The sequence below is a fragment of the Actinomadura keratinilytica genome, from assembly GCF_039539665.1.
In the GTDB taxonomy this organism is placed as follows: domain Bacteria; phylum Actinomycetota; class Actinomycetes; order Streptosporangiales; family Streptosporangiaceae; genus Spirillospora; species Spirillospora keratinilytica.
Map to the genome: position 1 here is coordinate 68,571 of NZ_BAABDO010000005.1, position 24,484 is coordinate 93,054.

Annotated in this window: 24 protein-coding genes; 7 read left to right on the top strand and 17 right to left on the bottom strand. The window is 75.0% G+C overall.

Going from position 1 to position 24,484, the window contains the following annotated elements; all coding sequences use genetic code 11:
- Window positions 1–210: 210 nt before the first annotated feature.
- The 5 genes from ABD879_RS03110 to ABD879_RS32885 all read right to left on the bottom strand — a co-directional run bounded on the left by ABD879_RS03110 (window position 211) and on the right by ABD879_RS32885 (window position 4,228).
- Window positions 211–1,371 carry an LLM class flavin-dependent oxidoreductase gene (locus ABD879_RS03110; protein ID WP_345017191.1) on the bottom strand — a complete coding sequence of 387 codons (1,161 nt, stop codon included), beginning with the start codon at window positions 1,369–1,371 and terminating at the stop codon, window positions 211–213.
- Window positions 1,372–1,451: 80 nt separating this feature from the next.
- A complete protein-coding gene (locus ABD879_RS03115; RefSeq protein WP_345017193.1) occupies window positions 1,452–2,462 on the bottom strand; it encodes an ABC transporter substrate-binding protein in 1,011 nt (336 codons plus the stop codon).
- Window positions 2,459–3,226, bottom strand: a complete 768-nt coding sequence (locus ABD879_RS03120) for an ABC transporter ATP-binding protein (protein ID WP_345017195.1) — start codon at window positions 3,224–3,226, stop codon at window positions 2,459–2,461. Before ABD879_RS03120 ends, ABD879_RS03115 begins: the two co-directional genes overlap by 4 nt.
- The gene (locus ABD879_RS03125; RefSeq protein WP_345017197.1) at window positions 3,202–4,041 is read right to left on the bottom strand and encodes an ABC transporter permease; all 840 of its coding nucleotides are present in this window, start codon (window positions 4,039–4,041) and stop codon (window positions 3,202–3,204) included. Before ABD879_RS03125 ends, ABD879_RS03120 begins: the two co-directional genes overlap by 25 nt.
- A gap of 106 nt (window positions 4,042–4,147) precedes the next feature.
- Window positions 4,148–4,228, bottom strand: a complete 81-nt coding sequence (locus ABD879_RS32885) for a putative leader peptide (RefSeq protein ID WP_378272734.1) — start codon at window positions 4,226–4,228, stop codon at window positions 4,148–4,150.
- A gap of 140 nt (window positions 4,229–4,368) precedes the next feature.
- Here ABD879_RS32885 and ABD879_RS03130 point away from each other — a divergent pair, with 140 nt between their 5' ends.
- Window positions 4,369–5,625 carry a sensor histidine kinase gene (locus ABD879_RS03130; protein WP_345017199.1) on the top strand — a complete coding sequence of 419 codons (1,257 nt, stop codon included), beginning with the start codon at window positions 4,369–4,371 and terminating at the stop codon, window positions 5,623–5,625.
- Between the two features lie 69 nt (window positions 5,626–5,694).
- Window positions 5,695–6,375 carry a response regulator gene (locus ABD879_RS03135; protein ID WP_345017202.1) on the top strand — a complete coding sequence of 227 codons (681 nt, stop codon included), beginning with the start codon at window positions 5,695–5,697 and terminating at the stop codon, window positions 6,373–6,375.
- Between the two features lie 52 nt (window positions 6,376–6,427).
- Here the strand turns inward: ABD879_RS03135 and ABD879_RS03140 are convergent, their stop codons facing one another.
- Both ABD879_RS03140 and ABD879_RS03145 read right to left on the bottom strand, forming a co-directional pair.
- Window positions 6,428–7,384: a quinone oxidoreductase family protein gene (locus ABD879_RS03140; protein ID WP_345017204.1), complete on the bottom strand. Its 957-nt coding sequence runs from the start codon at window positions 7,382–7,384 to the stop codon at window positions 6,428–6,430.
- Between the two features lie 29 nt (window positions 7,385–7,413).
- Window positions 7,414–8,202, bottom strand: coding sequence for an SDR family oxidoreductase (locus ABD879_RS03145; RefSeq protein ID WP_345017206.1), 789 nt, complete (start codon window positions 8,200–8,202; stop codon window positions 7,414–7,416).
- A gap of 49 nt (window positions 8,203–8,251) precedes the next feature.
- On the opposite strand from ABD879_RS03145, the gene ABD879_RS03150 reads away from it, so the two are divergent.
- Together ABD879_RS03150 and ABD879_RS03155 are read left to right on the top strand one after the other, a co-directional pair.
- Window positions 8,252–9,520 (top strand): acyl-CoA dehydrogenase family protein, encoded by a 1,269-nt coding sequence (locus tag ABD879_RS03150; protein WP_345017208.1) that lies wholly within the window; start codon window positions 8,252–8,254, stop codon window positions 9,518–9,520.
- Entirely contained in the window at window positions 9,517–10,251 is a 735-nt protein-coding gene (locus ABD879_RS03155) for a TetR/AcrR family transcriptional regulator (protein WP_345017210.1), read from the top strand. Before ABD879_RS03150 ends, ABD879_RS03155 begins: the two co-directional genes overlap by 4 nt.
- Before the next feature lie 22 nt (window positions 10,252–10,273).
- On the opposite strand, the gene kynU is transcribed toward ABD879_RS03155, so the two are convergent.
- From kynU to ABD879_RS03190, 7 genes are all read right to left on the bottom strand, one after another.
- The gene (gene kynU / locus ABD879_RS03160) at window positions 10,274–11,545 is read right to left on the bottom strand and encodes a kynureninase (RefSeq protein ID WP_345017212.1); all 1,272 of its coding nucleotides are present in this window, start codon (window positions 11,543–11,545) and stop codon (window positions 10,274–10,276) included.
- 63 nt (window positions 11,546–11,608) lie between these two features.
- Window positions 11,609–12,628, bottom strand: coding sequence for an amidohydrolase family protein (locus tag ABD879_RS03165; protein ID WP_345017214.1), 1,020 nt, complete (start codon window positions 12,626–12,628; stop codon window positions 11,609–11,611).
- Between the two features lie 2 nt (window positions 12,629–12,630).
- Window positions 12,631–13,206, bottom strand: coding sequence for a 3-hydroxyanthranilate 3,4-dioxygenase (locus ABD879_RS03170; protein WP_345017216.1), 576 nt, complete (start codon window positions 13,204–13,206; stop codon window positions 12,631–12,633).
- On the bottom strand, window positions 13,203–13,748 hold the full coding sequence (locus tag ABD879_RS03175) for a RidA family protein (RefSeq protein WP_345017218.1): 546 nt from the start codon (window positions 13,746–13,748) through the stop codon (window positions 13,203–13,205). Before ABD879_RS03175 ends, ABD879_RS03170 begins: the two co-directional genes overlap by 4 nt.
- Window positions 13,745–14,491 (bottom strand): 2-keto-4-pentenoate hydratase, encoded by a 747-nt coding sequence (locus tag ABD879_RS03180; protein WP_345017220.1) that lies wholly within the window; start codon window positions 14,489–14,491, stop codon window positions 13,745–13,747. Before ABD879_RS03180 ends, ABD879_RS03175 begins: the two co-directional genes overlap by 4 nt.
- Window positions 14,488–15,342, bottom strand: coding sequence for a 2-keto-4-pentenoate hydratase (locus ABD879_RS03185; RefSeq protein WP_345017222.1), 855 nt, complete (start codon window positions 15,340–15,342; stop codon window positions 14,488–14,490). Before ABD879_RS03185 ends, ABD879_RS03180 begins: the two co-directional genes overlap by 4 nt.
- An 11-nt stretch (window positions 15,343–15,353) precedes the next feature.
- Window positions 15,354–16,793, bottom strand: a complete 1,440-nt coding sequence (locus ABD879_RS03190; RefSeq protein ID WP_345017224.1) for a 2-hydroxymuconic semialdehyde dehydrogenase — start codon at window positions 16,791–16,793, stop codon at window positions 15,354–15,356.
- A gap of 122 nt (window positions 16,794–16,915) precedes the next feature.
- On the opposite strand from ABD879_RS03190, the gene ABD879_RS03195 reads away from it, so the two are divergent.
- On the top strand, window positions 16,916–17,854 hold the full coding sequence (locus ABD879_RS03195) for a LysR substrate-binding domain-containing protein (protein WP_345017226.1): 939 nt from the start codon (window positions 16,916–16,918) through the stop codon (window positions 17,852–17,854).
- On the opposite strand, the gene ABD879_RS03200 is transcribed toward ABD879_RS03195, so the two are convergent.
- Window positions 17,832–18,713 (bottom strand): alpha/beta hydrolase, encoded by an 882-nt coding sequence (locus tag ABD879_RS03200; RefSeq protein ID WP_345017228.1) that lies wholly within the window; start codon window positions 18,711–18,713, stop codon window positions 17,832–17,834. The two genes, ABD879_RS03195 and ABD879_RS03200, sit on opposite strands and share 23 nt — an antisense overlap.
- A 253-nt stretch (window positions 18,714–18,966) precedes the next feature.
- Here ABD879_RS03200 and ABD879_RS03205 point away from each other — a divergent pair, with 253 nt between their 5' ends.
- Window positions 18,967–19,800, top strand: coding sequence for a DUF4253 domain-containing protein (locus ABD879_RS03205; protein WP_345017230.1), 834 nt, complete (start codon window positions 18,967–18,969; stop codon window positions 19,798–19,800).
- 230 nt (window positions 19,801–20,030) lie between these two features.
- Window positions 20,031–21,182: a VldE C-terminal domain-containing protein gene (locus ABD879_RS03210; protein ID WP_345017231.1), complete on the top strand. Its 1,152-nt coding sequence runs from the start codon at window positions 20,031–20,033 to the stop codon at window positions 21,180–21,182.
- A gap of 6 nt (window positions 21,183–21,188) precedes the next feature.
- Here the strand turns inward: ABD879_RS03210 and ABD879_RS03215 are convergent, their stop codons facing one another.
- Together ABD879_RS03215 and ABD879_RS03220 are read right to left on the bottom strand one after the other, a co-directional pair.
- Window positions 21,189–23,096, bottom strand: a complete 1,908-nt coding sequence (locus tag ABD879_RS03215; RefSeq protein WP_345017233.1) for an ATP-binding SpoIIE family protein phosphatase — start codon at window positions 23,094–23,096, stop codon at window positions 21,189–21,191.
- A 505-nt stretch (window positions 23,097–23,601) separates the two neighbouring features.
- Entirely contained in the window at window positions 23,602–24,468 is an 867-nt protein-coding gene (locus ABD879_RS03220) for a spermidine synthase (RefSeq protein WP_345017235.1), read from the bottom strand.
- Window positions 24,469–24,484 lie beyond the last annotated feature (16 nt).

Below are 24,484 nucleotides of genomic sequence, written 5' to 3' on the forward strand. Positions count from 1 at the left end.
GACGTGCCCGCTCGTCGGGCCTGGGTGCGGCCGCGCCCGCCGGCAGGGCGGCGGTCGCGGCCGCGTGGGACGGCCCTGTCTCTTCGTACGCGGTGTCGTGCGCGGCGCCGTCGGGCGGTCTTCCGCTCCCCCCTGCGGTCATGCGAGCGGATCTTCCCGGCGGATCGCCGCCGATGCCGGCGCGACGCGAACGTCCCGTCCGACCTGCGGTCACACGGCGGCCTGCGCCTCCAGCGGGTCGCCGGTGAGGCCCCGGCGGCGCAGTTCGGGCAGGACGCCCTCGCCGAACCAGTACGCCTCCTCCAGGTGGGGGTAGCCGGACAGGATGAACTCCTCGATGCCGAGCTGCGCGTACTGCTCGACCAGGTCGGCGACCTCGGTGTGGGAGCCGACCAGGGCGGTGCCCGCGCCGCTGCGCACCAGCCCGACGCCCGCCCACAGCCCGGGGTGGATCTCCAGGTCGCGGGGCGCCCCGCTCTTGCGGTACTTCTCGTGCAGCTGCCGCATGCGCCGCTGGCCGACCGACTCGCTGGCGGCCAGGGTGCGCTGGGCCTGCTCGATGTGGGCGGGGTCCAGCCGCTCCAGCAGGCGGCCGGCCTCGGCCCAGGCGGCCGCGGAGGTGTCGCGGCTGATGGTGTGCAGGCGGATGCCGAAGCGCAGCTCGCGTCCCTGCTCGGCGGCCAGCCCGCGGATCCAGGCGATCTTCTCGGCCACCTGGTCCGGCGGCTCGCCCCAGGTGAGGTAGACGTCCACGTGCCGGGCCGCGACCGGGCCCGCGGCCTGCGAGGAGCCGCCGAAGTACAGCAGCGGCCGCGGCTCCGGCGGGCGCGCCACCAGGGCGCCCTCGACGTGGTAGTGCTCGCCCTTGAAGTCGAACGGCTCGCCGGTCCAGGCGCCGCGCACGATCGTCAGGAACTCGTCGGTGCGCGCGTAGCGTTCGGCGTGCGGCAGGTGGTCGCCGAAGCGGCGCTGCTCGGCCGACTCGCCGCCGGTGACGACGTTGAGCAGCAGGCGGCCGCGCGAGATGCGCTGGTAGGTGGCGGCCATCTGCGCGGCCAGCGTGGGCGAGACGAAGCCGGGCCGGAAGGCCACCAGGAACTTCAGCCGGGACGTCTCGCGCAGCAGCGCGGCGGTGACCAGCCAGGCGTCCTCGCACCAGGTGCCGGTCGGGGTGAGCACGGCCTCGAAGCCGAGCTGCTCGGCCGACCGGGCGATCTGCGCCAGGTAGTCGATGTCCGGCGGGCGGACCTGGTCGGCGGTGCCGGGGCGGGGCTGCGGCCGCCCCACCCCGCGCGGCATGCCGTGGCCGCCGCCGACCAGGGCGCGGCTGTCGCCGGTGGTGGGCAGGAACCAGTGGAAGCGCAGCGTCATCGCGGTGTCCTCGTCACTCGCAGTGTCCTCCTCGCTCGCGGTGTCCTCGTCGCTCGCGGTGCGGTGTCACTCGATCCGGATCACTTGGCCTGGATGTCGATGTCGTTGAAGCGGCGGTCGACGAAGTCGGCCATCGCGACCCTGCCGGGGATCAGCTTCTGGCCGGCGAAGGCGTCGGCGATCTGCTGCTCGTTGCGCACCAGCGTGTCGTCGACCTGGATGAGCCGGGCGGCGCGGCGTTCGGCGGCCTTCTCGGCGACGGCGACCGGCAGGCCGGTGTCCTTGGCCCACACCGCGCCCCACTCCTTGACGTGGTCGTTGGCCCACAGCAGGGCGCGCCGCTGCCGGGCGAGGTAGTCGCGCAGCGCGGCCGTCTTCGCCTTGTCCGACAGCGCCCGGTCGGCGGCGGCGATCACCTGGTAGCCGGTGGTGTAGCCGCGGCCGTCGACCAGGATCCGGGCGCCGGTCTGGGCCTCGCCCTGGGCGGTGTAGGGGTCCCAGATCGCCCAGGCGTCGATCTTGCCGGAGCTGAGCGCGGCCAGCGCGTCGGGCGGCGCGAGGTACTGCGGCTGGATGTCGGCGAAGGCCAGCCCGGCCCGCCGCAGGACGGTCAGCAGGTGGTAGTGGGACGAGCTGCCCTTGGCGACGGCGATGCGCCTGCCCTTGAGCTCGGCGGGGGTGCGGATGGGCGAGTCCTTCGGCACCAGCACGGCCTGCCCGGTGAGCCCGATGTCGGCGGCGGCGATGATCTTGATCTTGGAGCCGGCGGCCGCGGCGAACACCGGCGGGGTGTTGCCGACCGCGCCGACGTCCAGCGCCCCGGCGTTGACCGCCTCCAGCAGCGGCGGGCCGGAGGTGAACTGCTTCCACTCGATCCGGTACGCGACGCCGTCGAGCTCCCCGGCGGCGCCGAGCAGGGCGCGCTGGCCGCCCTTCTGGTCGCCGATGCGCAGCGTGACCTTGGACAGGTCGACCGAGCCGTCCGCGCCGACCGCCGCCTCGCCGCCGTCCGCCCCGCCGCCGCAGCCCGCCGCCAGGGCCAGGGCGGTCGCGGTGAGCAGGGACGCCAGCGCTGTTCTGAGCCGGTTCATGCGGTTCCTTCCTCGGGGGTGACGCCGAGCTGGGCGAGCAGGGCGGAGCGCAGTGCGGTGAGGTCGGGGTGGTCGCGGCGGCGGGGGCGGTCCAGGGCGACGCGGGACTCGTGGGCGATGCCGCCGCCGTCCAGCACCAGGACGCGGTCGGCGAGCAGCAGCGCCTCGTCCACGTCGTGGGTGACCAGCAGGATGCCGGGGCGGTGCCGCTCCCACAGGTCCAGGACGAGCCGGTGCATGGTGATGCGGGTGAGCGCGTCCAGGGCGCTGAACGGCTCGTCCAGCAGCAGCAGGTCGGGTTCGCGCACCAGGGCGCGGGCCAGGGAGGCGCGCTGGGCCTCGCCCCCGGACAGGGTGAGCGGCCAGGCGTCGCCGCGTTCGGTCAGGCCGACCTCGGCGAGCGCCCGGTCGGCGGCGGCGCGCGGGTCCGGGCCCCGCAGGCCGAGCGTGACGTTGGCCCGCACCCGCTTCCACGGGACCAGGCGCGGCTCCTGGAAGGCCACGGCCACGGTGCCGTCGACCGACAGCTCGCCGCCGGTGTCGCGGTCCAGGCCGGCCAGGGCGCGCAGCAGGGTGGACTTGCCCGAGCCGCTGCGGCCGAGCAGGGCGACGAACTCGCCGCGGGCGATGTCGAGGTCGGCGCCGTCCAGCACGGTGCGGTCGCCGAACCTCTTGGTCAGGCCGCGCACCCGCACGACCGGCCGGTCGGCCGCCGCGGCGGGCGGGTCGGTCCGCTCGGTCACACCGGGAAGCCCTTGCGCCATGTCAGCGCCCTCCTTTCCAGCAGCCGGACCAGCGCGTCGGTGAGCAGGCCGAGCGCCGCGTACACCACCAGCCCGAGCACCACCACGTCGGTGCGCAGGAACTCGCGGGCGTTGTTGATCATGAAGCCGAGGCCGGACGAGGCGTTGATCTGCTCGGCGACGATCAGCGCCAGCCAGGCGACGCCGAGGCTCTGCCGCAGCCCCACCAGCGCCTGGGGCAGCGCGCCGGGCAGCACGATGTGCCGGACCAGGCCCCACCGGCCGAGCCGCAGCACGTCGGCGACCTCGGCGAGCCTGCCGTCCACGCCGCGGATGCCGGCGAAGGTGTTGAGGTAGAGCGGGAACGCCACGCCGAGCGCGACCAGCGCCACCTTGGGCGTCTCGCCGATGCCGAACCACAGGATGAACAGCGGGATCAGCCCGAACAGCGGCAGCGCCCGCAGCATCTGCATCAGCGGGTCGACGGCGTGCTCGCCCAGGCGGCTCAGCCCGGCGAGGACCGCCAGGCCCACCCCGGCGACCGCGCCGAGCAGGAAGCCGACGGCGGCGCGCCGCACCGACACCGCGATCGCGTCGGGCAGGGTGCCGTCGCGGATCAGGTCGAGGGCGGTGGAGGCGATGGTGGCGGGCGCGGGGAGCAGGCGTTCGGGCAGCAGGCCGGTGCCCGCGGCGGCCTGCCAGAGCACCAGCAGCACCAGGGGCGCGACGAGGCGGGCGAGCGCGGCCCGCCGCCGTCTGGCGAACCCGGGGGCGGGCCGCACGCGGCTCGGGGCGCGGGCGAGGGAGGACGGGCTGGACACAGAAGACGTTGACACCGAAGACGTGGACACGGCGGACGAACCCTTCGCAGGCGGTCGCTTGCAGGGACTCGGTGATCGGGGGACGCCGCGGCGGGCGGCGGACGTGTGCTCGGGCTTCTGCTCAGGCGGTCCGACACAGGCTGCTCGCCTGCCGCCGGAGGTCGACGTGCAGGCGCGCCACGAGGGATGCGGTGCGGCTCACGCGATCAAGACTGACCCAGATTTCCTATTAAGTCAATCAGGAATATATGAAAGAGGGCGGCTGATACCCGGGGACCGGACGGCATCTCCCTCTCGCGGGTCACGCCCCCGCCGCCGCGCAGCGCCTAGGCTCGGCGTCAAATGAACGTCTCCGTCCCGCCACGGCACCTCGGCCTGTCCCTGCTGCGCCTCCTGCGCCCGGCGGTGAGCCGGGGCACCGCCGAACCGCCCGGCCTGCTGATGCCCGCGACGCCCTGGCTGCGCGCCGCGCTGCTGGCGCTGCTGTTCGCGATGACGGTCGGGTTCACCGGCGGCGCGATCGCCATCCCGCTCAACATCTTCGAGCCGCGGCCGGCGCCGATGGTCGCCGCGGTGCTGGGGCTGCTGCAGGCGGCGCCGCTGCTGTTCGCGGTGCGCTGGCCGCTGCGGGCCTGGCGGGTGAGCGCGGCCGGCTTCCTGCTGGGCGCGTTCCTGCTGCAGGAGCGGTACTTCTGGCCGTGGCCGGTCACCTCGTGGCTGGCGTTCGTGGTGATCGTGTTCCTCACCGCGGTCGGGCACGAGCGCCGGGTCACCGCGGGGGTCGGGGTGATCAGCGTCGGCGGGCTGATCGTGCCGGCCGTGGTGATCGGGGCCATGCCCGACTGGTACGGCCTGATCCTGGCCGGCATCGTGGCGCTGGCGCTGGCCTTCGGCGACGCGATCCACGCCCGCTTCGTCGCCGAGCTGACCCTGCGCGAGCAGGCCGAGCTGCGGCGGCAGGACCTGGCCCGGCAGGCGGTGCTGGAGGAGCGCGCCCGCATCGCCCGCGAGCTGCACGACGTCGTCGCCCACCACATGTCGGTGATCGCGATGCAGGCGGAGGCGGCCCCCTACAAGATCCCGGACCTGCCGGAGGAGGCGCGCCGGACCTTCGCGGTGGTGCGCGACGCGGCGCGCGAGGCGCTGACCGAGACGCGGCGGGTGGTGGGCCTGCTGCGGTCCGACGACGAGGCCGCCGAGCGGACGCCGCGGCCGGGCCTGGACCGGCTCGACGACCTGGTCGCCGCGGCCCGCCGGTCCGGCCTGAAGGTCACCTCGGCGATCGTGGGCGTGCCGCGTCCGGTGCCCGCCGGGGTGGACCTGTCGGCGTACCGCATCGTCCAGGAGTCGCTGAGCAACGCGGCGCGGTACGCGCCCGGGTCGCAGGTGCGCATCGAGGTGCGCTACGAGAGCGACGTGCTGCGGCTGGCGATCACCGACGACGGGCCGCGCGAGGCGCCCGAGGAGTCGCACGGCGGCGGCCACGGCCTGGTCGGCATGCGCGAGCGCGTCGCGATGCTGGGCGGCACGCTGGAGGCGGGCCCGCACGAGGGGGGCGGCTGGTCGGTCGCCGCCGACCTGCCCTACGGCGCCCCGTAGCGGCCGCCGCCCGCGCCGCCTGCGCGAACCGGGGGCCGGCCGCACGAGGCCGACCATAGGGTGGCTGTCGTGACGATTCGGGTGCTGATCGCTGACGACCAGGTGATGATCCGCGACGGGCTGGCCGCGCTGCTGGCCTCCGATCCGGAGATCGAGGTGATCGGGCAGGCGGGCAACGGCCGGGAGGCGGTGGAGATGGCCCGCGCCCTGGACCCCGACGTGGTGGTCATGGACATCCGGATGCCGGAGATGGACGGGCTGGCCGCCACCGCCGAACTGGTCGGCGGCCCGGCGCCGGACGGCGCCGACCCGGCCGAGCAGCGCCCCAAGGTGCTGGTGCTGACCACCTTCGACCTGGACGAGTACGTCTACGAGGCGCTCGGCTCGGGGGCCAGCGGCTTCCTGCTCAAGGACGCCTCCGCCGCCGACCTGATCAACGGCGTGCGGGTGGTGGCGGGCGGGGACGCGCTGCTCGCCCCGTCGGTCACCCGCCGGCTCATCGGCGACTTCGCCCGGCGCCGCCGCCACCAGCGGCCCAACCCGGCGGCGGCCGCCGCGCTGACCCCGCGCGAGCTGGACGTGCTGCGGCTGATCGCGCGGGGCCTGTCCAACGCGGAGATCGCCGCCGAGCTGGTGCTGGCCGAGCAGACCGTCAAGACCCACGTCGGCCACGTGCTGACCAAGCTGTCGCTGCGCGACCGCACCCAGGCGGTCGTCTACGCCTACGAGAACGGCCTGGTGGGCTCCTGAGGCGCCCCGGCCGCGGGCGGCCCCGCGGCCGGCCCGCGGGGCGCGGCGCCGCTCAGCGGGACGGGTCGAGCACGAGCTTGCCGGTGGTGCGGCGCGCCCGCAGGTCCTCGTGGGCGCGGCGGGCCTCCGACAGCCCGTACTCCCCGCCGCCGACCACCCGGATGCGGCCGTCGGCGGCCAGGGCGAACAGCTCGTCCAGCGCGGTGCGCATCAGGTCGCCGCGGGCCTGGAACACGTGCGCCAGCCACATCCCGGCGATGGTGGTCGAGTGCCGCAGCAGGTTGGCGGGCTTGACCGGCCTGGCGTCCTGCCGCGAGGCCATCCCGTAGTAGGCCAGGCGGCCGAAGGGGGCCAGCGCGGCCAGGCTCTGGTCGGTGACGTTGCCGCCGGTCATCTCCAGCACCACGTCCACTCGGCGGCCGCCGTTGGCGTCGATGAGGGCGGCCTTCAGGTCCGGCTCGGCCGGGTCCACGGCGGCGTCGGCGCCCAGCTCCAGGGCCAGCTTCCGCTTCCGCTCGGACGAGGCGGTGGCGATCACCCGTCCCGCGCCCCACGCCTTGGCCAGCTGCACCGCGAGCGTGCCGACGCCGCCCGCGGCGGCGTGCACCACGACCGACTCGCCCGGCTCCAGGTGGACGCTCTTGCGCAGCAGCACCCACGCCGTCGCGCCCTGGATGACCATGCCGAGGGCGGTCACGTCGTCGATGCCGTCGGGGACGTCCCAGGTCAGGGCCTCGGCCGCCACCGCCTTCTCGGCGTATCCGCCGGTTCCGGTGAGGGCGACGACCCGGCGGCCGCCGGGGGTGCGGCCGACGACCTCGCCGCCCGGCACCAGCGGCAGCGACGTGGCCGACAGGTAGCTGTTCTCGGCCTGGTGGGTGTCGGCGTAGTTGATCCCGGCCCGGGACACCTCCACCAGCACCTGGCCCGGCCCGGGCTCGGGGTCGGGCAGGTCGGCGAGGTTGAGCACCTCCGGGCCGCCGAACTCGGTGATCTGGATCGCGCGCATCGTCTCCTCCTGCGTGGTCGGTGGCCCGCTCAGCGCGGACCGGGGACGCCGCGGAACCGGAACGGCCCGGGTTCGCGGCCGGGCACGACGTACCAGGCCTCGCCGGTCCCGTCGGCGGCCAGCAGCGCCATGAACGCCGCCACCACCTCGGCGACGTCCAGGATCGGGAAGCCGGTCTGCTCCAGGTGGTCGCGGAGCGGGCCGATGATGTCGGTGTCGGCGAACGACGGGCACAGCGCGTTGATCCGGATGCCCTCGGCGGCGTGGTTGGGGCCGAGGGCGCGGACCAGGCCGACCACCGCCGCCTTGTTGGCGCCGTAGACCGGGTCGAACGGCGTGGCGGTCAGGGCCGCCATGCTGGCGGTGGCGATGATGTTCCCGCCGCCGCGGGCGCGCAGCGCGGGCAGCGCGGCGTGCACCCCGTACACGACGCCGTCGACGTTGATCGCCATGGCGCGCCGGTACAGCTCGGGGTCGAAGTCGCCGTCCAGGCCGCAGCCGCTGGCCACGCCCGCGTTGAGGAAGGCCAGGTCCAGGCCGCCGAACCGGTCCGTCGCGGCGGCGACCGCGGCGCGGCTGTCGGCCGGCTCGCGCACGTCGCAGCGGACGAACGCGGCGTCCAGCTCCGCGGCCAGCGCCGTGCCGCGGTCGGCGTCGACGTCGGCCAGCACCAGGCGGGCGCCCTCGGCGGCCAGCCGGCGGGCGACGGCCGCGCCGATGCCGTTGGCCCCGCCGGTGATCAGTGCCACGGTTCCGTCCAGGCCGGGCCGGCCCTCCGGGGCGCCCGGTGCGGCGCCCGCGGCGTCGTTCGGGGTCATGCGACGACTCCCCTCCACAACTGACTGACTCGTCAGTTACTCTAACCGAATGGACTTCGGTTTGAGTGAACGGGCCCGCGACCACCTCGCCCGGCTGCAGGACTTCATGGATGCCCACGTCTACCCGGCCGAACCCGTCTACGCGGAGCAGCGGCGCGAGCTGCGCGCCGCCGGCCAGGAGCACACCCTCCCGCCGATCGTCGAAGAGCTCAAGGCCGAGGCGCGCCGGCGCGGCCTGTGGAACCTGTTCCTGCCCGCCGGGCACCCCGGCGGCCTGGCCCCGCTGCACCCGCCGGTGTGCGAGGAGGAGACGCCCCCGCACGGCCTGAGCGTCGTCGACTACGCCTCCCTGGCCGAGGTCACCGGCCGCGTCCCGCACATCGCGCCCGAGGCGCTCAACTGCTCGGCGCCCGACACCGGCAACATGGAGGTGCTGCACCTGTTCGGCACCCCCGAGCAGAAGAAGCGCTGGCTGGTCCCGCTGCTCAACGGCGAGATCCGCAGCGGGTTCGCCATGACCGAGCCGGACGTGGCCAGCTCCGACGCCCGCAACATCTCCACCCGGATCGAGCGCGACGGGGACCACTACGTCATCAACGGCCGCAAGTGGTGGACCAGCGGCGCGGCCGACCCCCGGTGCAAGATCCTGATCGTGATGGGCAAGACCGACCCCGACGGGCCCCCGTACCGGCAGCAGTCCATGGTGCTGGTGCCGGTGGACACGCCCGGGGTGGAGATCGTCCGGTCGCTGCCCGTGTTCGGCTACTCCGACCAGGAGGGCCACTGCGAGATACGCTTCACCGACGTGCGGGTGCCGGTGGAGAACCTGATCGGCGAGGAGGGCGGCGGCTTCGCCATCGCCCAGGCCCGGCTCGGCCCCGGCCGCATCCACCACTGCATGCGCGCCCTGGGCATGGCCGAGCGGGCCCTGGAGCTGATGTGCCGGCGGGCGGCGTCGCGCGTGGCGTTCGGCAAGGAGCTGGCCCGGCAGGGCGTCATCCAGCAGTGGATCGCCGAGTCGCGGATGGCGATCGAGCAGGCCCGGCTGCTCACCCTCAAGACCGCCTGGCTGATCGACACCAAGGGCGTGCGGGCGGCCCGCTCGGAGGTCTCGGCGATCAAGGTGGTCGCGCCGCGCGTCGCGCTGGACGTGCTGGACAAGGCGATCCAGGTGCACGGCGGCGCGGGCGTCAGCGACGACACCCCGCTGGCGGCCATGTGGGCCGGGGCGCGCACGCTGCGCCTGGCCGACGGTCCCGACGAGGTGCACGTGCGGTCGGTGGCGCGCACCGAGCTGGGGAAGTACCTCGACACATGACGGACCGTACGGGGGACGCCGGGGACGCGGCGGCCGCGCCGGGCGACGCGCCGGAGGCGGCCGCCCCATCGGCGGGCGCGGCGCCGGCCCCGACGCGGCGGATGTCGCACGCCCGCCGCCGCGAGCAGCTGCTCGCGGCGGCCCTGGGCGAGTTCGGGCGGCGCGGCTACCACCTGACCCAGATGGATCACGTGGCGGCCGCCGCCCGGGTCTCCAAGGCGCTGCTCTACCAGCACTTCGGCTCCAAGGAGGAGCTGTTCGTCGAGGTGACCGAGATGATCGTCACCGAGCTGACGGGGCGGCTGAACGCGGCGGTGGCGCCCGCCCGCGCCAGCGTCGACAACATCGCCGCGATCGTGGGGGCGCTGTTCGACTACGCCACCGAGGAGCCGGACGCCTGGGCGCTGGTGATCCGGCATCTGGACAAGCCGGAGGTCGGGCCGGGCCTGCACGAGCTGCGCGAGCGGATGGGCACCGCGCTGGCCGACATCCTGCTGCGCCGCCGCCGTGCCGACCCCGCCCTGTCGCCCGCCGCGCTGGAGGTCAACGAGCGGCGGGCGCGGCTGCTGGTGCCGCTGATGTACGGGGCGATGCTGTCGATGGTGTCGTGGTGGCTGGAGCACCCCGACACGCCCCGCGAGCGGGCCGAGCGGATGGCGGTGGAGTTCATCTGGCTCGGCCTGGACCGGCTGCGCCACGGCGAGCGCCTGGACCGGTCCAGCAAGCCCTGAAGGCGCGGCGCCGGCGGAGCCGTCAGCGCAGCAGGGCCGCCAGGGCCTCGGCGGCGCGGTGGCAGTCGGCGAACGTGTTGTACAGCGGCGCCGGGGCCAGGCGCACCACGTCGGGCTCGCGGGCGTCGGCGACCACTCCGGCCTCGTCGGCCAGCCGGCGGACCAGGCCCGCGGCGTCGGCCACCCGCACCGACAGCTGGCAGCCGCGCAGGGCCGGATCGGACGGCGTGATCACCTCCAGGCCGCCGATCCCGGCCAGCCGGCCGGCCAGGTAGCCGGTCAGCCGGCGGCTCTTGGCGCGCAGCGCGTCCATGCCGACCCGGTCGAAGATCCGCAGCGAGGCCAGCACGGGCGCCATCGCCAGGATCGGCGGGTTGGACAGCTGCCAGGCGTCGGCCGAGGCGACCGGCACGAAGTCCGGCCGCATCGCGAAGCGGGTGGCCGGGTCGTTGCCCCACCAGCCCGACAGCCGCGGCAGCGCGGCGTTGCGGGCGTGGCGTTCGTGCACGAAGCAGCCCGCCACCGCGCCGGGCCCGCCGTTGAGGTACTTGTAGGAGCACCAGGCGGCGAAGTCGACGTCCCAGTCGTGCAGGCGCAGCGGGACGTTCCCGGCGGCGTGCGCCAGGTCCCAGCCGACGACGGCGCCGGCGGCCCGGCCCGCCTTGGTGATCGCCGGGATGTCCATGAGCTGCCCGGTCAGGTAGTTGACGCCGCCGAGCAGGACCAGCGCGACCCGGTCGCCCTCGCGTTCCAGCAGGCCGACGACGTCCTCGGTGCGCAGGTGCTCCTCTCCGGGGCGGGGCCGCAGCCGCACCACCGCCTCCGCCGGGTCGAGGCCGTGGTGCGCCGCCTGGCTGGCCACCGCGTAGGAGTCGGACGGGAACGCCGAGTCCTCGATCAGGATGCGGGTGCGGTCCCCGGCCGGCCGGTAGAAGGTGGCCATCATCAGGTGCAGGTTGACCGTCAGCGAGTTCATCGCGACGACCTCGTGCGGCAGCGCGCCGACCAGGCGGGCCGCGGGCTCGCGCAGCAGCTCGTGGTAGGCGATCCAGGGGCGGCGGGCGCGGTGGTGGCCCTCGACGGCCAGCCGCGCCCAGTCCGCCAGCTCCTCGCCGACCAGCTCCGCGGCGGCGCGGGGCTGCAGGCCCAGGGAGTTGCCGGCGAAGTAGGCGGCCTCGCCGCCGTCCGGGCCCGCCGGGACGCGGAACTCGGCGCGCAGGGTCGGCAGCGGGTCGGTCTCGTCCAGCCGCCGCGCCTCGGCGGCGCCGGACTCCTCGGACGACAAAAGGTGCATATGGGGCATTCTCGCTAGTCCGTGTTCTCGGGGGCGGTCGCGGGGTGTCCGGGGCGGCGCCCGTCAGGGGGCGTCCAGGGCGAAGAAGGCGCGGGCGTTGCCGCCGAGCAGGGCGGCGCACTCGGCGTCGGTGAGGCCGGCGCAGGCGCGGATGGCCGCGCCGGGCTCCCCCTCGCCCAGCGGGAAGGGGAAGTCGGTGCCGAGCATCACCCGGTCGGCGCCCATGACGTCCACCAGCAGCCGCAGCGCCCGCGGGTCGAACACGGCCGAGTCCACGTGGAAGCGGCCGGTGTAGGCCGAGGGCGGGCGGGGCGAGTCGCGGCGGACGATGTCGCGGTTGCGCCAGGCGTTGTCGGCGCGTCCCAGCAGGTAGGCGAAGCTGCCGCCGCCGTGGCAGAAGCACAGCCGCAGCGTCTCGGGCAGCCGCTCGAACGCGCCGGACAGGATGAGCGTCAGGATCGACAGCTGCGTCTCGGCGGCCATGCCGACCAGCCACGGCAGCATGTACCGGCCGTTCATGCGGTCGCCGCCGAGCATGTCCCAGGGGTGGACGAGGACGGGCACGCCCTCGGCGGCGCAGTGCGCCAGGAACTCGACGATCGCCGCGTCGTCCAGGTACCGGGCGCCGACGTGGTTGCCGATGTGCACGCCGCGGTGCCCGGCCGCCGCCGCCTTGGTGACCATGGTGCAGGCCGTCTCGACGTCCTGCAGCGGCACCTGGCACAGGGGCACCAGGCGCCCGGGGGCCTGGGCGCAGAAGTCGAGGATGCGTTCGTTGACCAGCTCGCACCAGTCCGCCGCGCGCGCGGGCTCGGCGGCGTAGCCGAACATCAGCGGCGTGGACGACACCACCTGCACGTCCACCCCGGAACGGTCCATCGCGGCCAGGCGCGCGTCCGCGTCCCACAGCTCGGCGCGCACGGGGCGGTACTCGTCGTCGCCGCTCATCATCATCCCGGTGCCGTCGCCGTGCTCGCGCAGCCACGGCTCCCCCGCGCCCGCCAGCAGCCGGGCCTCGGCGCGCGACACGCGGGGGAAGACGTGGGCGTGGACGTCGATGACGGGGGGTTCGGACGTCGGCATGTTCATCGGGTCCGGGGGCGCATGTGCTCGGGCCACTGCTTGCCGGGGTGGACGGCGCCGCAGTGGGGGCATCGGCGGTCGCCGTCGTAGAAGCCCTGGAACACGGGGGGCAGGTCGTCCACGATCGACCGCACCTGCAGTTCGGCGCGGTGCACCAGGCGGTGGCACTCGGTGCAGTACCACTCGAACGCCTCGTGCAGCCCCTCGGGGCGGGCGATCTCCACGACCAGGCCGATGCTGCCCGGCTCCGGGCGCTGGGGCGAGTGGCGCACGTGCGGGGGCAGCAGGAACACCTCGCCCTCGCTGATCTGCACGTCGACCGGGGGCCGCCCCTCCTCCTCCATGACGCGCAGCACCATGTCGCCCTTGAGCTGGTAGAAGAACTCCTCGGTGGGGTCGTCGTGGAAGTCGGTGCGCTGGTTGGGGCCGCCGACGACCATGACGATCATCCCGGCGTCCTCCCAGACCTGGACGTTGCCGACCGGCGGTTTGAGCAGGTCGCGGTGGTCCTCGATCCAGCGGGCGAAGTCGAACGGGCGGCCGTGCGACAGTTTCGGCAGTGTCCTGGGCATGGTCATGTTCCGGCCTCCTCGTGGGGGCTGCGGTCCCGGCCGGGGTCGCGGTCCCGGCCGGGTTCGTGGTCGCGGGGGGCGTGGTCCCGGTCCCGGGGGATGTGGGCCACGCACGACATCTCGATGAGCAGGTGGGGATGCGGCAGCTGGTGCACCGCGACGGTGGTGCGGGCCGGGCCGGTCTCGTCGAAGTACTCGCCGTAGACCTCGTTGTACCCGCCGAAGTCGTTCATGTTCACCAGGTAGGTGGTGACGCTGACCAGGTCGGACAGGTCTCCCCCGGCGGCGCGCAAAAGGTCGCGGACGTTCTCGATGACCGCCCGCGTCTGCTCCCGGATGTCCAGGTCGGTGACGCCCATGGCGTCGGCGCGCGCGCCCGCGAACGTGCCGTCGGGCCGCCGCGAGCTCGTCCCCGACACGAACACCAGGTCGCCCGCCCGCTTGAGGTGCGGGAACCGGCCGCGCGGCCGGGCCTTGCCGTCGACCAGGTACGCCTCGTTCCGGTGCGCCTCGTTCCGGTGCGCCTCGTTCCGGTGCGCCTCGTTCACCGGGCGGTCACCTCCACGGCGCCCAGGCCCGCGCCGGTGACGCGGACGTGGGCGCCCGCGGCCAGCGGGACCGCGGCGGTGGCGGCCCCGGCGAGCACCACCCACCCCGGTTCCAGGGTGATGCCCGACGCGGCGGCCAGGCGGGCCGCGGCGCGCAGCGACCGGACCGGGTCGCCCAGGATCGCCGCCGACGAGCCGGTCTGCGCGGGCCGCCCGTCGATCTCCAGCAGCAGCCCGACGTTGGACACGTCGCGGGGCCGGTGCCAGGGGCCGACGCCGAACCGGGCGGCCGAGGCGTTGTCGGCGACCACGTCGGGCAGGGTGAAGGAGAAGCCCTCGTACCGGGAGTCGAGGATCTCGTAGCCGACCGCGACGGCGTCGACCGCGGCGTCCGCCTCGGCGGGCGAGCGGACCTCGCGGCCGATCAGAAAGACGATCTCCGGTTCGATCCGGGGGTGGATGAGCCGGGCGGCGTCCACGTCGGGTCCGGCGGCCATCGCGTCGGTGAGCAGGCCCCAGATCACGTCGTCGACGCCCATCTGGAGCATCTTGGCGCGGCTGGTGAAGCCCATCTTGACGCCGGCGAGCCGTTCGCCGCGGGCCCGGCGCCGCTCGATGACGGCGTGCTGGACGGCGTACGCGGTCGGCACGTCCAGGTCCGCCGAGTCGGTGAGCCTCGGGATGGGCCGCACGTCGCGTTCGGCCGCCTCCAGCGCGTCGGCCAGCGCGTTCACATCGGTCACGACCCCTCCTCGGCGGACTCTCCGGCGGACTCCTCGGCGGGCTCCTCGGCGGGCTCTTTCGCGAAGGCGACGCGGACGTCGCCGAGGCCGTCGATGCGGGCCTCCAGCACGTCCCCGGGCTTCGGGGGGACCATCGGGCCGAGCGCCCCGGTCAGCACGGTGTCGCCGGCGCGCAGCGGGCTGCCGAGGGCGACCATCGCGTCGGCCAGCCACAGCGCCGCGTTGAGCGGGTGGCCCAGGCAGGCGGCGCCGGTGCCGGTGGACACCTGCTCGCCGCGCCGCTCCAGCACCATGCCGCACAGCCGCAGGTCCACGTCCGCCAGCCGGACGGGCCGGTTGCCCAGCACGTACACGCCGGAGGAGGCGTTGTCGGCGACGGTGTCCTCCAGCGTGATGTCCCAGTCGCGGATGCGGCTGCCGGCGACCTCGATGGCGGGCAGCGCGAACGCGGTGGCGCGGATCAGGTCGGCGACGGTGTGCCGCTCGTGCGTCAGGTCGCGGTCCAGCACGAGCGCGACCTCGGCCTCGGCGCGCGGCTGCAGCACCGTCCCGGCCGGGATCTCCGCCCCGTCCGGCACGGCCATGTCGGCGAACAGCGCGCCGCAGTCGGGGCTGTCCACGCCGAGCTGCTGCTGCACCGCCCGCGACGTCAGGCCGATCTTGCGGCCGGTCGGCCGGCGGCCCGCGGCCAGCCACCGCTGGATGAGGCGGCGCTGCACGGCGTACGCGGCGTCGGGGCCGTCGATCAGGTCGCGGACGGGCTCGCACGGGGTGCCGGAGGCGTGGGCGGCGAGGATGCGGTCGGCGGCGGCCTGGACGCCGGCGGCGGTGTGGTGTGTCGTCTCGGTCACGGATTCGCTTTCTAGATCTGCACGCAGACGTTCACGGGCTCGGAGAAGAAGTCCAGGGAGTACTCTCCCCCCTCGCGGCCGATCCCGGACGCCTTGACCCCGCCGAACGGGGTGCGCAGGTCGCGCAGGTTCCAGCAGTTCACCCAGACGATGCCCGCCGCGACGCGCGGCGCCACCCGGTGCGCCCGCGACAGGTCGCGCGTCCACACGGTGGCGGCCAGGCCGTAGGGGCTGTCGTTGGCCAGGCGCAGCGCCTCCTCCTCGGTGTCGAACGGCGCGACGTGGCACACCGGCCCGAAGATCTCCTCGCGGACGGTCCGGGCCGTCTGGGGCAGCCCGGTCAGCACGGTCGGCTCGACGTAGAAGCCGCCGTCGCGCCGGTCGCCGAACACGGGGACGCCGCCGCCCGCCGCCACCGTGGCGCCCTCCTCCACCGCCAGCCGGTAGTACGACAGCACCTTGTCGCGGTGCGCGGCGGAGATCATCGGGCCGTAGCCGCGCAGCGCGCGGGCGCGTTCGGCGAGCGCGGCGGTGAACTCGGCGAAGACGGGTCGTTCGACGTAGACCCGCTCGGTGCACAGGCAGATCTGCCCGGAGTGGGTGAACGTCGAGCGGACCGTGCCGTCCAGGGCCCTGTCCAGGTCGGCGTCGGCGAACACCAGCGCCGGGTTCTTGCCGCCGAGCTCGAACGAGACGGGCGTGACGTGCTCGGCGGCGTTGCGCATGATCGCCGCGCCGGTGGCCGACTCGCCGGTGAACGCGATCGCGTCCACGCCGGGGTGGCCGGCCAGGAACTCCCCCGCCGCGCCCGGGCCGTGCCCGTGCACGAGGTTGAACGCGCCGTCCGGCAGCCCGGTCCCGTGGATCACGTCGGCCAGCAGCGTGGCCGTGGACGGCGTCAGCTCCGACGGCTTGGCCACCACCGCGTTGCCCGCGGCCAGCGCGGGCGCGACCTTCCAGGTGAGCAGCAGCAGCGGCAGGTTCCACGGGGAGATGACCGCGACCACCCCGAGCGGGCGGCGCACGGTGTAGTTGAGCGCCTCGCCGGTGCCGCCGCTCCACCCCGGCACCCGCGTGGTGTAGGCCCGCTCGCCCCGCCCGTACAGCAGGTCGGCGTAGGCGCGGAAGTTGCCGACGGCGCGGGGGATGTCGACGGTGGCGGCCAGCTCGCGAGGCTTGCCGGTGTCGGCGGCCTCGGCGTCCACGAACTCCTCGAACCGCGCCTCGATGCCGTCGGCGATCTCGCGCAGGGCGGCGGCCCGCTCCTGCGGGGAGGCGTCGCCCCAGGGGCCCCGGAGCGCCCGCCGGGCGGCCTGCACGGCCGCGTCGACCGTCTCGCGGGACGCCTCGGGCACCCGGCCCCGCTCGGTGCCGTCCACCGGGTCGATGAGCGGGAAGCCGCGCTCGCCGTCCCCGGTGAACGCGCCGCCGACGTAGTGCTCAGCCTTCATGGTCATCCCTCGGACGCATCCCGTGCACGGGCCGGACGACTGCGATGATGCGCCTCGGCAGATATACCTGACAAATACCCTTTGCCTTCGCGGCTATCACGAGACGGTGATAGGAGGGCGGCATGCGGCCGATCGACCTGCTCAACGGGCGGCTGAAACTGCGGCATCTGGTCCTGGTGGTGGCGGTCGCCGACCACGGCAGCGTGCTGCGCGCCGCCCGGCACCTGCGGCTGGCGCAGCCCGCGGCGACCCGCAGCCTGCGCGAGGTCGAGGACCTGCTCGGCGTGGAGCTGTTCGCCCGGGGGCCGCGCGGGGTGACGCCCACCGTGTACGGCGAGGCGTTCGTCGAGCACGCCCGCACCGTGCTGGCCGAGCTGCGCCGCGCCGGGGACCGCATCGCCGAACTGGCCGACGCGCGGGCCGGCACGGTCACCATCGGCACCCTGCTCGCCGGGTCCAACGTGCTGCTGCCGCGCGCCATCGCCGCGCTGAAGCGCGACCGCCCCGGCATCACCGTGATCGTGCGGGAGGCCACGTTCGACGCCCAGGCGCCGCGCCTGCTGGACGGCGAGCTGGACATGATCGTGGGGCGCCTCAACCCGATCGGCGACCTGCGCGGGCTGCGGCAGATCACCCTCTACGGCGAGCCGGTCCGCCTGGTCGCCCGGCGCGGCCACCCCGCCCGGCGGCGCCGCGGCCTCGCCCTGCGCGACCTGCTGGACTACCCGTGGGTGCTGCCCCTGGAGCAGACCGCGCTGCGCCGGGAGCTGGAGCAGGTGTTCCGCGACCAGGGCCTGCCGCCGCCGTCGGACCTGGTGGAGTGCACGTCGATCCTGACCGTGCGCACCCTGGTCCGCGACACCGACATGATCGCGGCGCTGCCCGAGCTGGTGGCGGCGACCGACCGGGAGATCGCCCCGCTGCCCGTGCCGCTGGAGCCGGTGCGCCGCCAGGTCGGCGTGACGCTGCCGGACGGGCGCCCGCTGACGCCGTCGGCGCGGCTGATGCTCGACCACCTCCGGCGGGAGGCGGCCGCGCTCACCGGGCGGTTCGAGCGATGAGCCCGAGCAGCGCCCGGCTCACCGCCGAGCCGGCGTCGGCCAGGTCCAGCACCACGTCGAAGTGGTTGCGCTCCGGCACGACCAGCAGTTCGGCCGCCTCGCCCCAGTGCCGGCGGAACGCGCGCGACTGCTCGACGAACCCGGCGCCGTCGTCCTCGGCGACCGCCACCACCGCGGGGCAGCGCCGCCGCGCGGGCAGCAGCGCGGGGCTGAGCCGGGCCGCCCTCGGCACGTCCAGGCCGAGCCACTCGTTGACGTAGACGCGCACCAGGGGCCGTATGTCGAACAGCCCGCTGAACGGCATGGCGGCCTTGACCGCGTCCGGGGGCAGCCCGAACGCCTCCTGCCAGCCGTCCACCATGAGCATCCCGGTCAGGTGCCCGCCCGCCGAGCTGCCGCCCACCACGATGCGCTCCGGGTCGAGCCCGTGGCCCGCGCCCTCGCGGTGCACCCAGGCGACCGCCGCCCGGACCTGCCGGACGATCTCCTCCAGCGTCGCCGCGGGCGCCAGCGTGTAGTCGGGCACGACGGTCGCGACGCCCTGCTCCCACAGCATCCGCGCCATGAACGCCGAGTCGTGCCGCGACAGCGCCCGCCAGTAGCCGCCGTGGACGAACACGAACACCGGCCTGCGCTCCGGCCCGGTGCCCCAGACGTCGAGGCGCTCGCCGCTGGCCTCGTCGTACACCACGCCCGGATGCCCGGGCAGCCCGTCCACGGCCTCGTCCGACATCCGGCGGTAGGCGGCCATGAGGCGCGCGAACTCCTCCTCCCCCGCCTTGCGGCGCACGTTGTAGGCGACGTCCAGCTCCTCGTCGGACAGCTCCCGCCCCGGCCAGTCCTCCAGCGACACGGTCATGCCCCCACCCTCCGCCGCCCGGCGGACGCATGCAAATACCGTTCCGGACGTCCGCTATAACGAACCGGGCAGCTCCCGGCCCTCCCGGGCCCGGGCCCGCGCAGAAGGGGCCGCGAAATGCGGCCCGCCGGACCGGCGGTCACCGGGCCGCATCGGTTCGGCGGGCCCGTCCCCCGACCGCCGCGGACGCCGTTAACATTCCACGGAGTGCCAAGATCCCCCGTTGGCATGACCTGTACTGGAACGGCGTGAAATGGATGACCTCGACGAACTCCGGCACCAGCTGCCGGGCGGCCTGGCGCAGCTGTTCGCCGACCCGAGCGTCGAACGGTCGCTGTCCACGCCGCTGCCCGACGGCGACCTGGTATGGCCGGACCCCGGCTACCCGCAGCGGCAGATCGTCCGGCGTCCCGCGTTCTGGGTGAGCGACGACCCGGTGTCCGGCGAGCTGTGGGCGCGGCTGCGCGCCGAGCATCCCGTCTCGGGCCTGTGGCCGCTGCTGCTGGACGAGTCGGCGCAGCCGTGGGCGGCGGGGCAGATCGCCCCCGAGCCGGTCGAGGAGATCGCCAACTACGCCCCCGACGCCTTCATGTACGAGGTGTGGTCCGACTGGGTGGAGCAGGCCACCGAGGAGGACCTGGAGGACCTGGCGCCGTTCGGCGCGCACTGCCCCGGCACGGCGCCGCCCGCGCGGCTGCTGGACGACCCCGGCGCCGTCGCCGACCGCAACGCCCGCTCGCTGGCCGCGCGCGGCCTGTCGCTCGGCCTGGTCGCGGTGGACCGCGGCGCCGACGCGCTGGCCGCGGTGGGCTGGCAGGGCGCGCTGAACCACAACGAGTGGACCGCGCCGCTGGCCGCCGTGGTGCGCGGGTGGGAGGACCGGTTCGGCGCCCGCGTCGTCGGCCTCGGCTTCAACACCCTGGAGCTGAGCGTGGCCGCGCCGCCCGTCACGATCCGGCACGCCCTGCACGTGGCCGCCGAGCACTGGGCGTTCTGCCCCGACATCCTGTTCCAGGGCCCGGGGACGCTGGCCGGGTACGCCGAGGAGATCCGCGGCAAGACCTGGTGGTCGTTCTGGTGGGACTGATCCGGGACTGACCCGGTCCGACACCGCGGTGGACCGGTCCCACGAGGGGCCGGACACTGGTCCGGCGCGGCCGCGTCTGTTTACTATGCGGACCACATGCCCACCGGAGCCGAGCCCGCCCTCGCTCCGCCGCCATGCACGCTCGCAGAGCACGCTCGGAAGGGAAACCAGTGCGGACACGGGGGTCAGTCAGGTCCGGCACTCAACGGCGCGCGGCGACACGCAACCGGGTGCTGCCCGCGGTCATCGCCACCGCGGTCGCGGCCACCCTGGTCGCCGACGTGGCCGTCGTCGCGTCCGGTGCACTGGACGACTCCGGCGGCGCGCGAGGAACCGGTCATCTGGTGTCCATCGACACCGACACGGCGACACCGACCGTCGCACCGCTCACCAAGCTGCTCACCCCCGCCCTGCTGGTCGCGGCCGACACCCCGCTGCCGCCCGACGCGGTCGAACGCGCACGCCGCGTCGATGGCGTCGCGGGCCTCACGGTCGTGGACGCCGCCCAGGCGCAGGTGGCGGGGCGGCGCGTGGGGCTGCTCGGCGTCGACCCGTCGTCCTTCCGCGCGTTCACCCCGCGGCAGTCGGCCGAGTCGGACGCGCTGTGGCGCAGCGTGGCGGCCGGCGGCCTGGCGGTGTCGTTCGACCTGAGCCGCGACGGGTCGGTGCCGCTCGGCCAGGTCGTGCAGGCGGGCAGCGCCGGCGCCCCCGGCAACCTGCGGGTCGCCGCGTACGCGTCGCTGGGCATCCGGGACGTGGACGCGGTGGTGTCGCGCGCGCAGGCCCGCGCCCTGGGCATGCCGCAGGGCAACGCCCTGGTGGTCGCCGCCGCCGGCAGGACCTCCGCCGCGGCGCTGGCCAAGCGGCTCAAGAAGGTGCTGCCGTCCGGCACCCGAATCGCGGTGCTGCGGGACGAGCCGCGGCCCCGCGCGTCGGCCGCCAAGGCGAACAAGGCGCCCAAGCAGTCGGGCCCGCACGTCACGGGGCGGCCGGACGGGGTGACCGGCGCCCGCACCACCGTCGCCGGCAACCTGATGACCGCGACCATGCGCGACCTGGTGATGGAGATCGACCAGATCTTCGGCCCGTTCCCCACCATCGGCTGCTACCGCGGCGGCGCCGACGCGCAGGACCACGCCGTCGGCCGGGCCTGCGACTTCATGGAGGGCCCGATCGGCCGCATGCCGAGCGCGTCGGCGCAGCGGCACGGCGACCAGGTCGCCGCGTACGTCGTCGCCAACGCCCGCCGTCTCGGCGTCTCCTACGTCATCTGGAAGCAGCACATCTGGAACGTGCGCTTCCCCGGCTGGCGCCGCATGGAGGACCGCGGCAGCATCACCCAGAACCACTACGACCACGTGCACATCTCCGTGCTGCGCTGACCGCGTTCACAGCTCCTGCTCGGCCCAGACGACCTTGCCGGCGGGGGTGCGGCGGACGCCCCAGCGGCGGGCGATGCGGCCGACGACGTGCAGGCCCCGGCCGGACTCGGCGTCGTACAGCGCGTCGCCGGCGTGGCGGTTGACGCGGGGCCGGGCGTCGGAGGAGTCGAACACCTCGCACACCAGCCCGCCCTCGCGCACCAGCCGCAGCGTGATCCGGCCGCCCGCGTGCCGGACCGCGTTGGTGACCAGCTCGGAGGCCAGCAGCACGGTCGAGTCGGCCAGCTCGGCCAGGCCCCAGCGGTGCAGGCGGTCGCGGACCAGGCCGCGGGCGCGGCGGATCGCGGCCGGCTCGCCGGGCAGCTCCCAGGAGACGTGGTGGTCGGCGGGGATGCGCCGCAGCCGCGCGACGAGCATGGCGATGTCGTCGCGGTGCCGGTCGTCGTACACGCCGTCCAGGCCGGCCTGGCACAGGGCCTCCAGCGACCGGCCGCGCGCGCCGGGGCCGAACACCGCGCGCAGCCGCGCCAGCCCGTCGTCGATGTCGCGGGTGCGGTTCTCCACCAGCCCGTCGGTGTACAGCACGAGCAGGGTGCCGTCCTCGACGGCGAACTCGCGGCTGACGATGGGGCCGGCGCCGACGCCGAGCGGCGGGGCGGGCCGCACGTCCAGGTAGGAGGCGGGGCCGCCGGGCGGGACGAGCAGCGGCGGCAGGTGCCCGGCGCTGGCGACCTCGCACCGCCCGGTGACGGCGTCGTAGACGGCGTACGCGCAGGTGGCGAAGTGCGGTTCGCGTTCGCCGAGCGAGCCCATGAGCGAGTCGAGGCGTTCCAGGGCCTCGGCCGGGGGCAGGTCCAGCCCGGCCAGGGTGTGCAGGGCGGTGCGCAGCCGCCCCATCGTCACGGCCGCGCGCACGCCGTGCCCGGCGACGTCGCCGACGACCAGGGCGACGCGGGCGCCGGGCAGCGCGATCGACTCGTACCAGTCGCCGCCGACCTCGATGAGGCTGCTGCCCGGCAGGTAGCGGTGGTGCACCTGCACCGTGGACGGCGCCGACAGGCCGGTGGGCAGCAGGCTGCGCTGCAGGGTGAGGGCGGTGGCGCGCTCGCGCGAGTAGCGGCGGGCGCTTTCGATGAGGATGGCGGCGCGGGCGGCGAACTCCATGCCGATCTCGACGTCGTAGGCGTCGAACGGGCGGTGCGCCGCGCCGCGCACGCACACGAAGAAGCCGAGCGCCGCCCCGTCCGACACGATCGGCAGCAGCAGCGTGGACGCCCCGTAGAGCAGTTCCGCCACGGGCGCCCGGCGCCAGGCGTCGGCGGCGCGCGCGGCGCCGCCGACGTCGAACTCGGCCAGCACGGGCGCGGCGGTGTCCAGGCACCGCCGGTACGGCGTGCCGGCCGGGCAGGGGACGGTCTCGCCGGTGGGGAACGCGCCGGCCCACACCGGGTCGCCGTCCTCGAACCCGACCGCCATGCGGCGCAGCAGCGGCGGATCGGCGGTCTCGCCGCCGGGCTCGTCGGGGTCGGCGACGCTCTCCCGCAGCAGCAGGCCGCCGAAGGTGCAGAAGTGCGGCACCACCACGTCCATCAGGCCGCGGGCGAGCTGGTCGAGGTCGAGGGTGGCGCCGATGCGCGGGAGGGCGTCCTCCAGCAGGGCGCGGCGGACGACCGCCGGGTCCAGGTAGCGGTCGGCGCCCGGGACGGGGACGCGGATGACGGCCAGCGCGGCCAGGCCGGGCAGGTCCCCGGACATCGGGTGGACGGTGACGACGGCGTCGTGCCGGGCGCCGTCGGCGGTGCCGAGCACGACCATGGCGGTGCGTTCGCGGCCCTCCCGGACCGCGGCCAGCAGGCGGTCCGGAGCGTCCCCCTCCGCACCGACGATGACGTCGCCGAGGGCCGTCACCGGCATGCCATCCGGGCCTCCGCCGAGAACCGCCGCGGCGTTGCGATCGAACTGAACTATTTTCCCCGAAGAATCCAGACCGACTAGCAGTATTCGGGTGGAGGACTGCATCGCTCGATTATGGGACATTTTCCGACGGGATGCTGGAGATAGCCGGCAACAAGTCCCGCACGCCCGCAAAACGCCGCACGGGCGGCAATGCGCGGAGGCCCGTGACGCCCGCTTGATCGACCCGCCGCGATGCACGTGCGTTTGCACAGGCGCAGGTCCGTGCGCACCGATCGCCCCGCACGCCCGCCCTCCCGTCCGGCGGATCCGCGAACTCGGCGCGCGAATCGCCTGGTCGAGGGAAGTCGCCGGGATCGCGCAGAACGATGGCGAAGTGCACGCCGAACTTCATTCGGAACAACGCGGGTCGTTCGCGAATGTCATCGCCTGCGGCGGTATCCGCAGTTTCCGACGGGAATCGCCGGGCGTACCGTTTCCCCGGCCGTCCCGGTCCGGCGGCGGCTCAGGGGCGGCCGAACACCTGCTCGGGCGGGACGGGCGGGCTGACCTGCTCCCCGTCCTCGAGGGGACGGGCACCGGCGGCGAAACCGGCCAGGGCGCCGCCGGTCATCAGCCGCGCCCGGACCGCGCCGCCGGCGGCGCGCCGGGTCAGCCCGTCGACCGGCAGCGGCCGCTGGGACGCCGCGACGACCAGGTTGCCGAACCGGCGCCCCCGCAGCACCCCCGGCTCCCCCAGCAGCAGCACGTGCTCGAACACCGACCGCACCGTGGCCACCACCCGCCGGGCGTAGGCCAGGCGGAACCCGTCGGCCACGTTCATCAGCAGCACGCCGCCGGGCCGCAGCACCCGCGCCGCGTCCCGGGTGAACTCGAGGGTCGCCAGCTCGACCGGCATGGACGCCTCGGCGAACGCGTCCACCACCAGCAGGTCGTCGGCGTCGTCGGCCAGCGCCGCCGTCCCCGCGCGGCCGTCCACGATGCGGATCTTCAGCCCGGGGACGTTCTTGACCGGCAGCCGCTCGCGCACCAGCCGCACCAGCGGCCCGTCCGGCTCGAACACCACCTGGCGCGACCCGGGACGGGTGGCCGCCAGGTAGCGGGGCAGCGTGCACGCGGCGCCGCCGATGTGCACCGCGTCCAGGGCCTGGCCCTCCATGGCCATCAGGTCGACGACGTCGCCCATCAGCCGCATGTACTCGAAGTCCAGGTAGGTGGGGTCGGTCAGGTCGACGTACGACTGGGGCACGCCGCCGATCAGCAGCATCCAGCCGCCGTCGCGGTCGGCGTCGCGGAGCAGTTCCGCCTCGCCCCCGGCGACCTCGAACACGCCGGACTTCGGCCCCGCTTCGCCCCTCGCTCTGCGCCCCATGCGCCCACTCTACGGA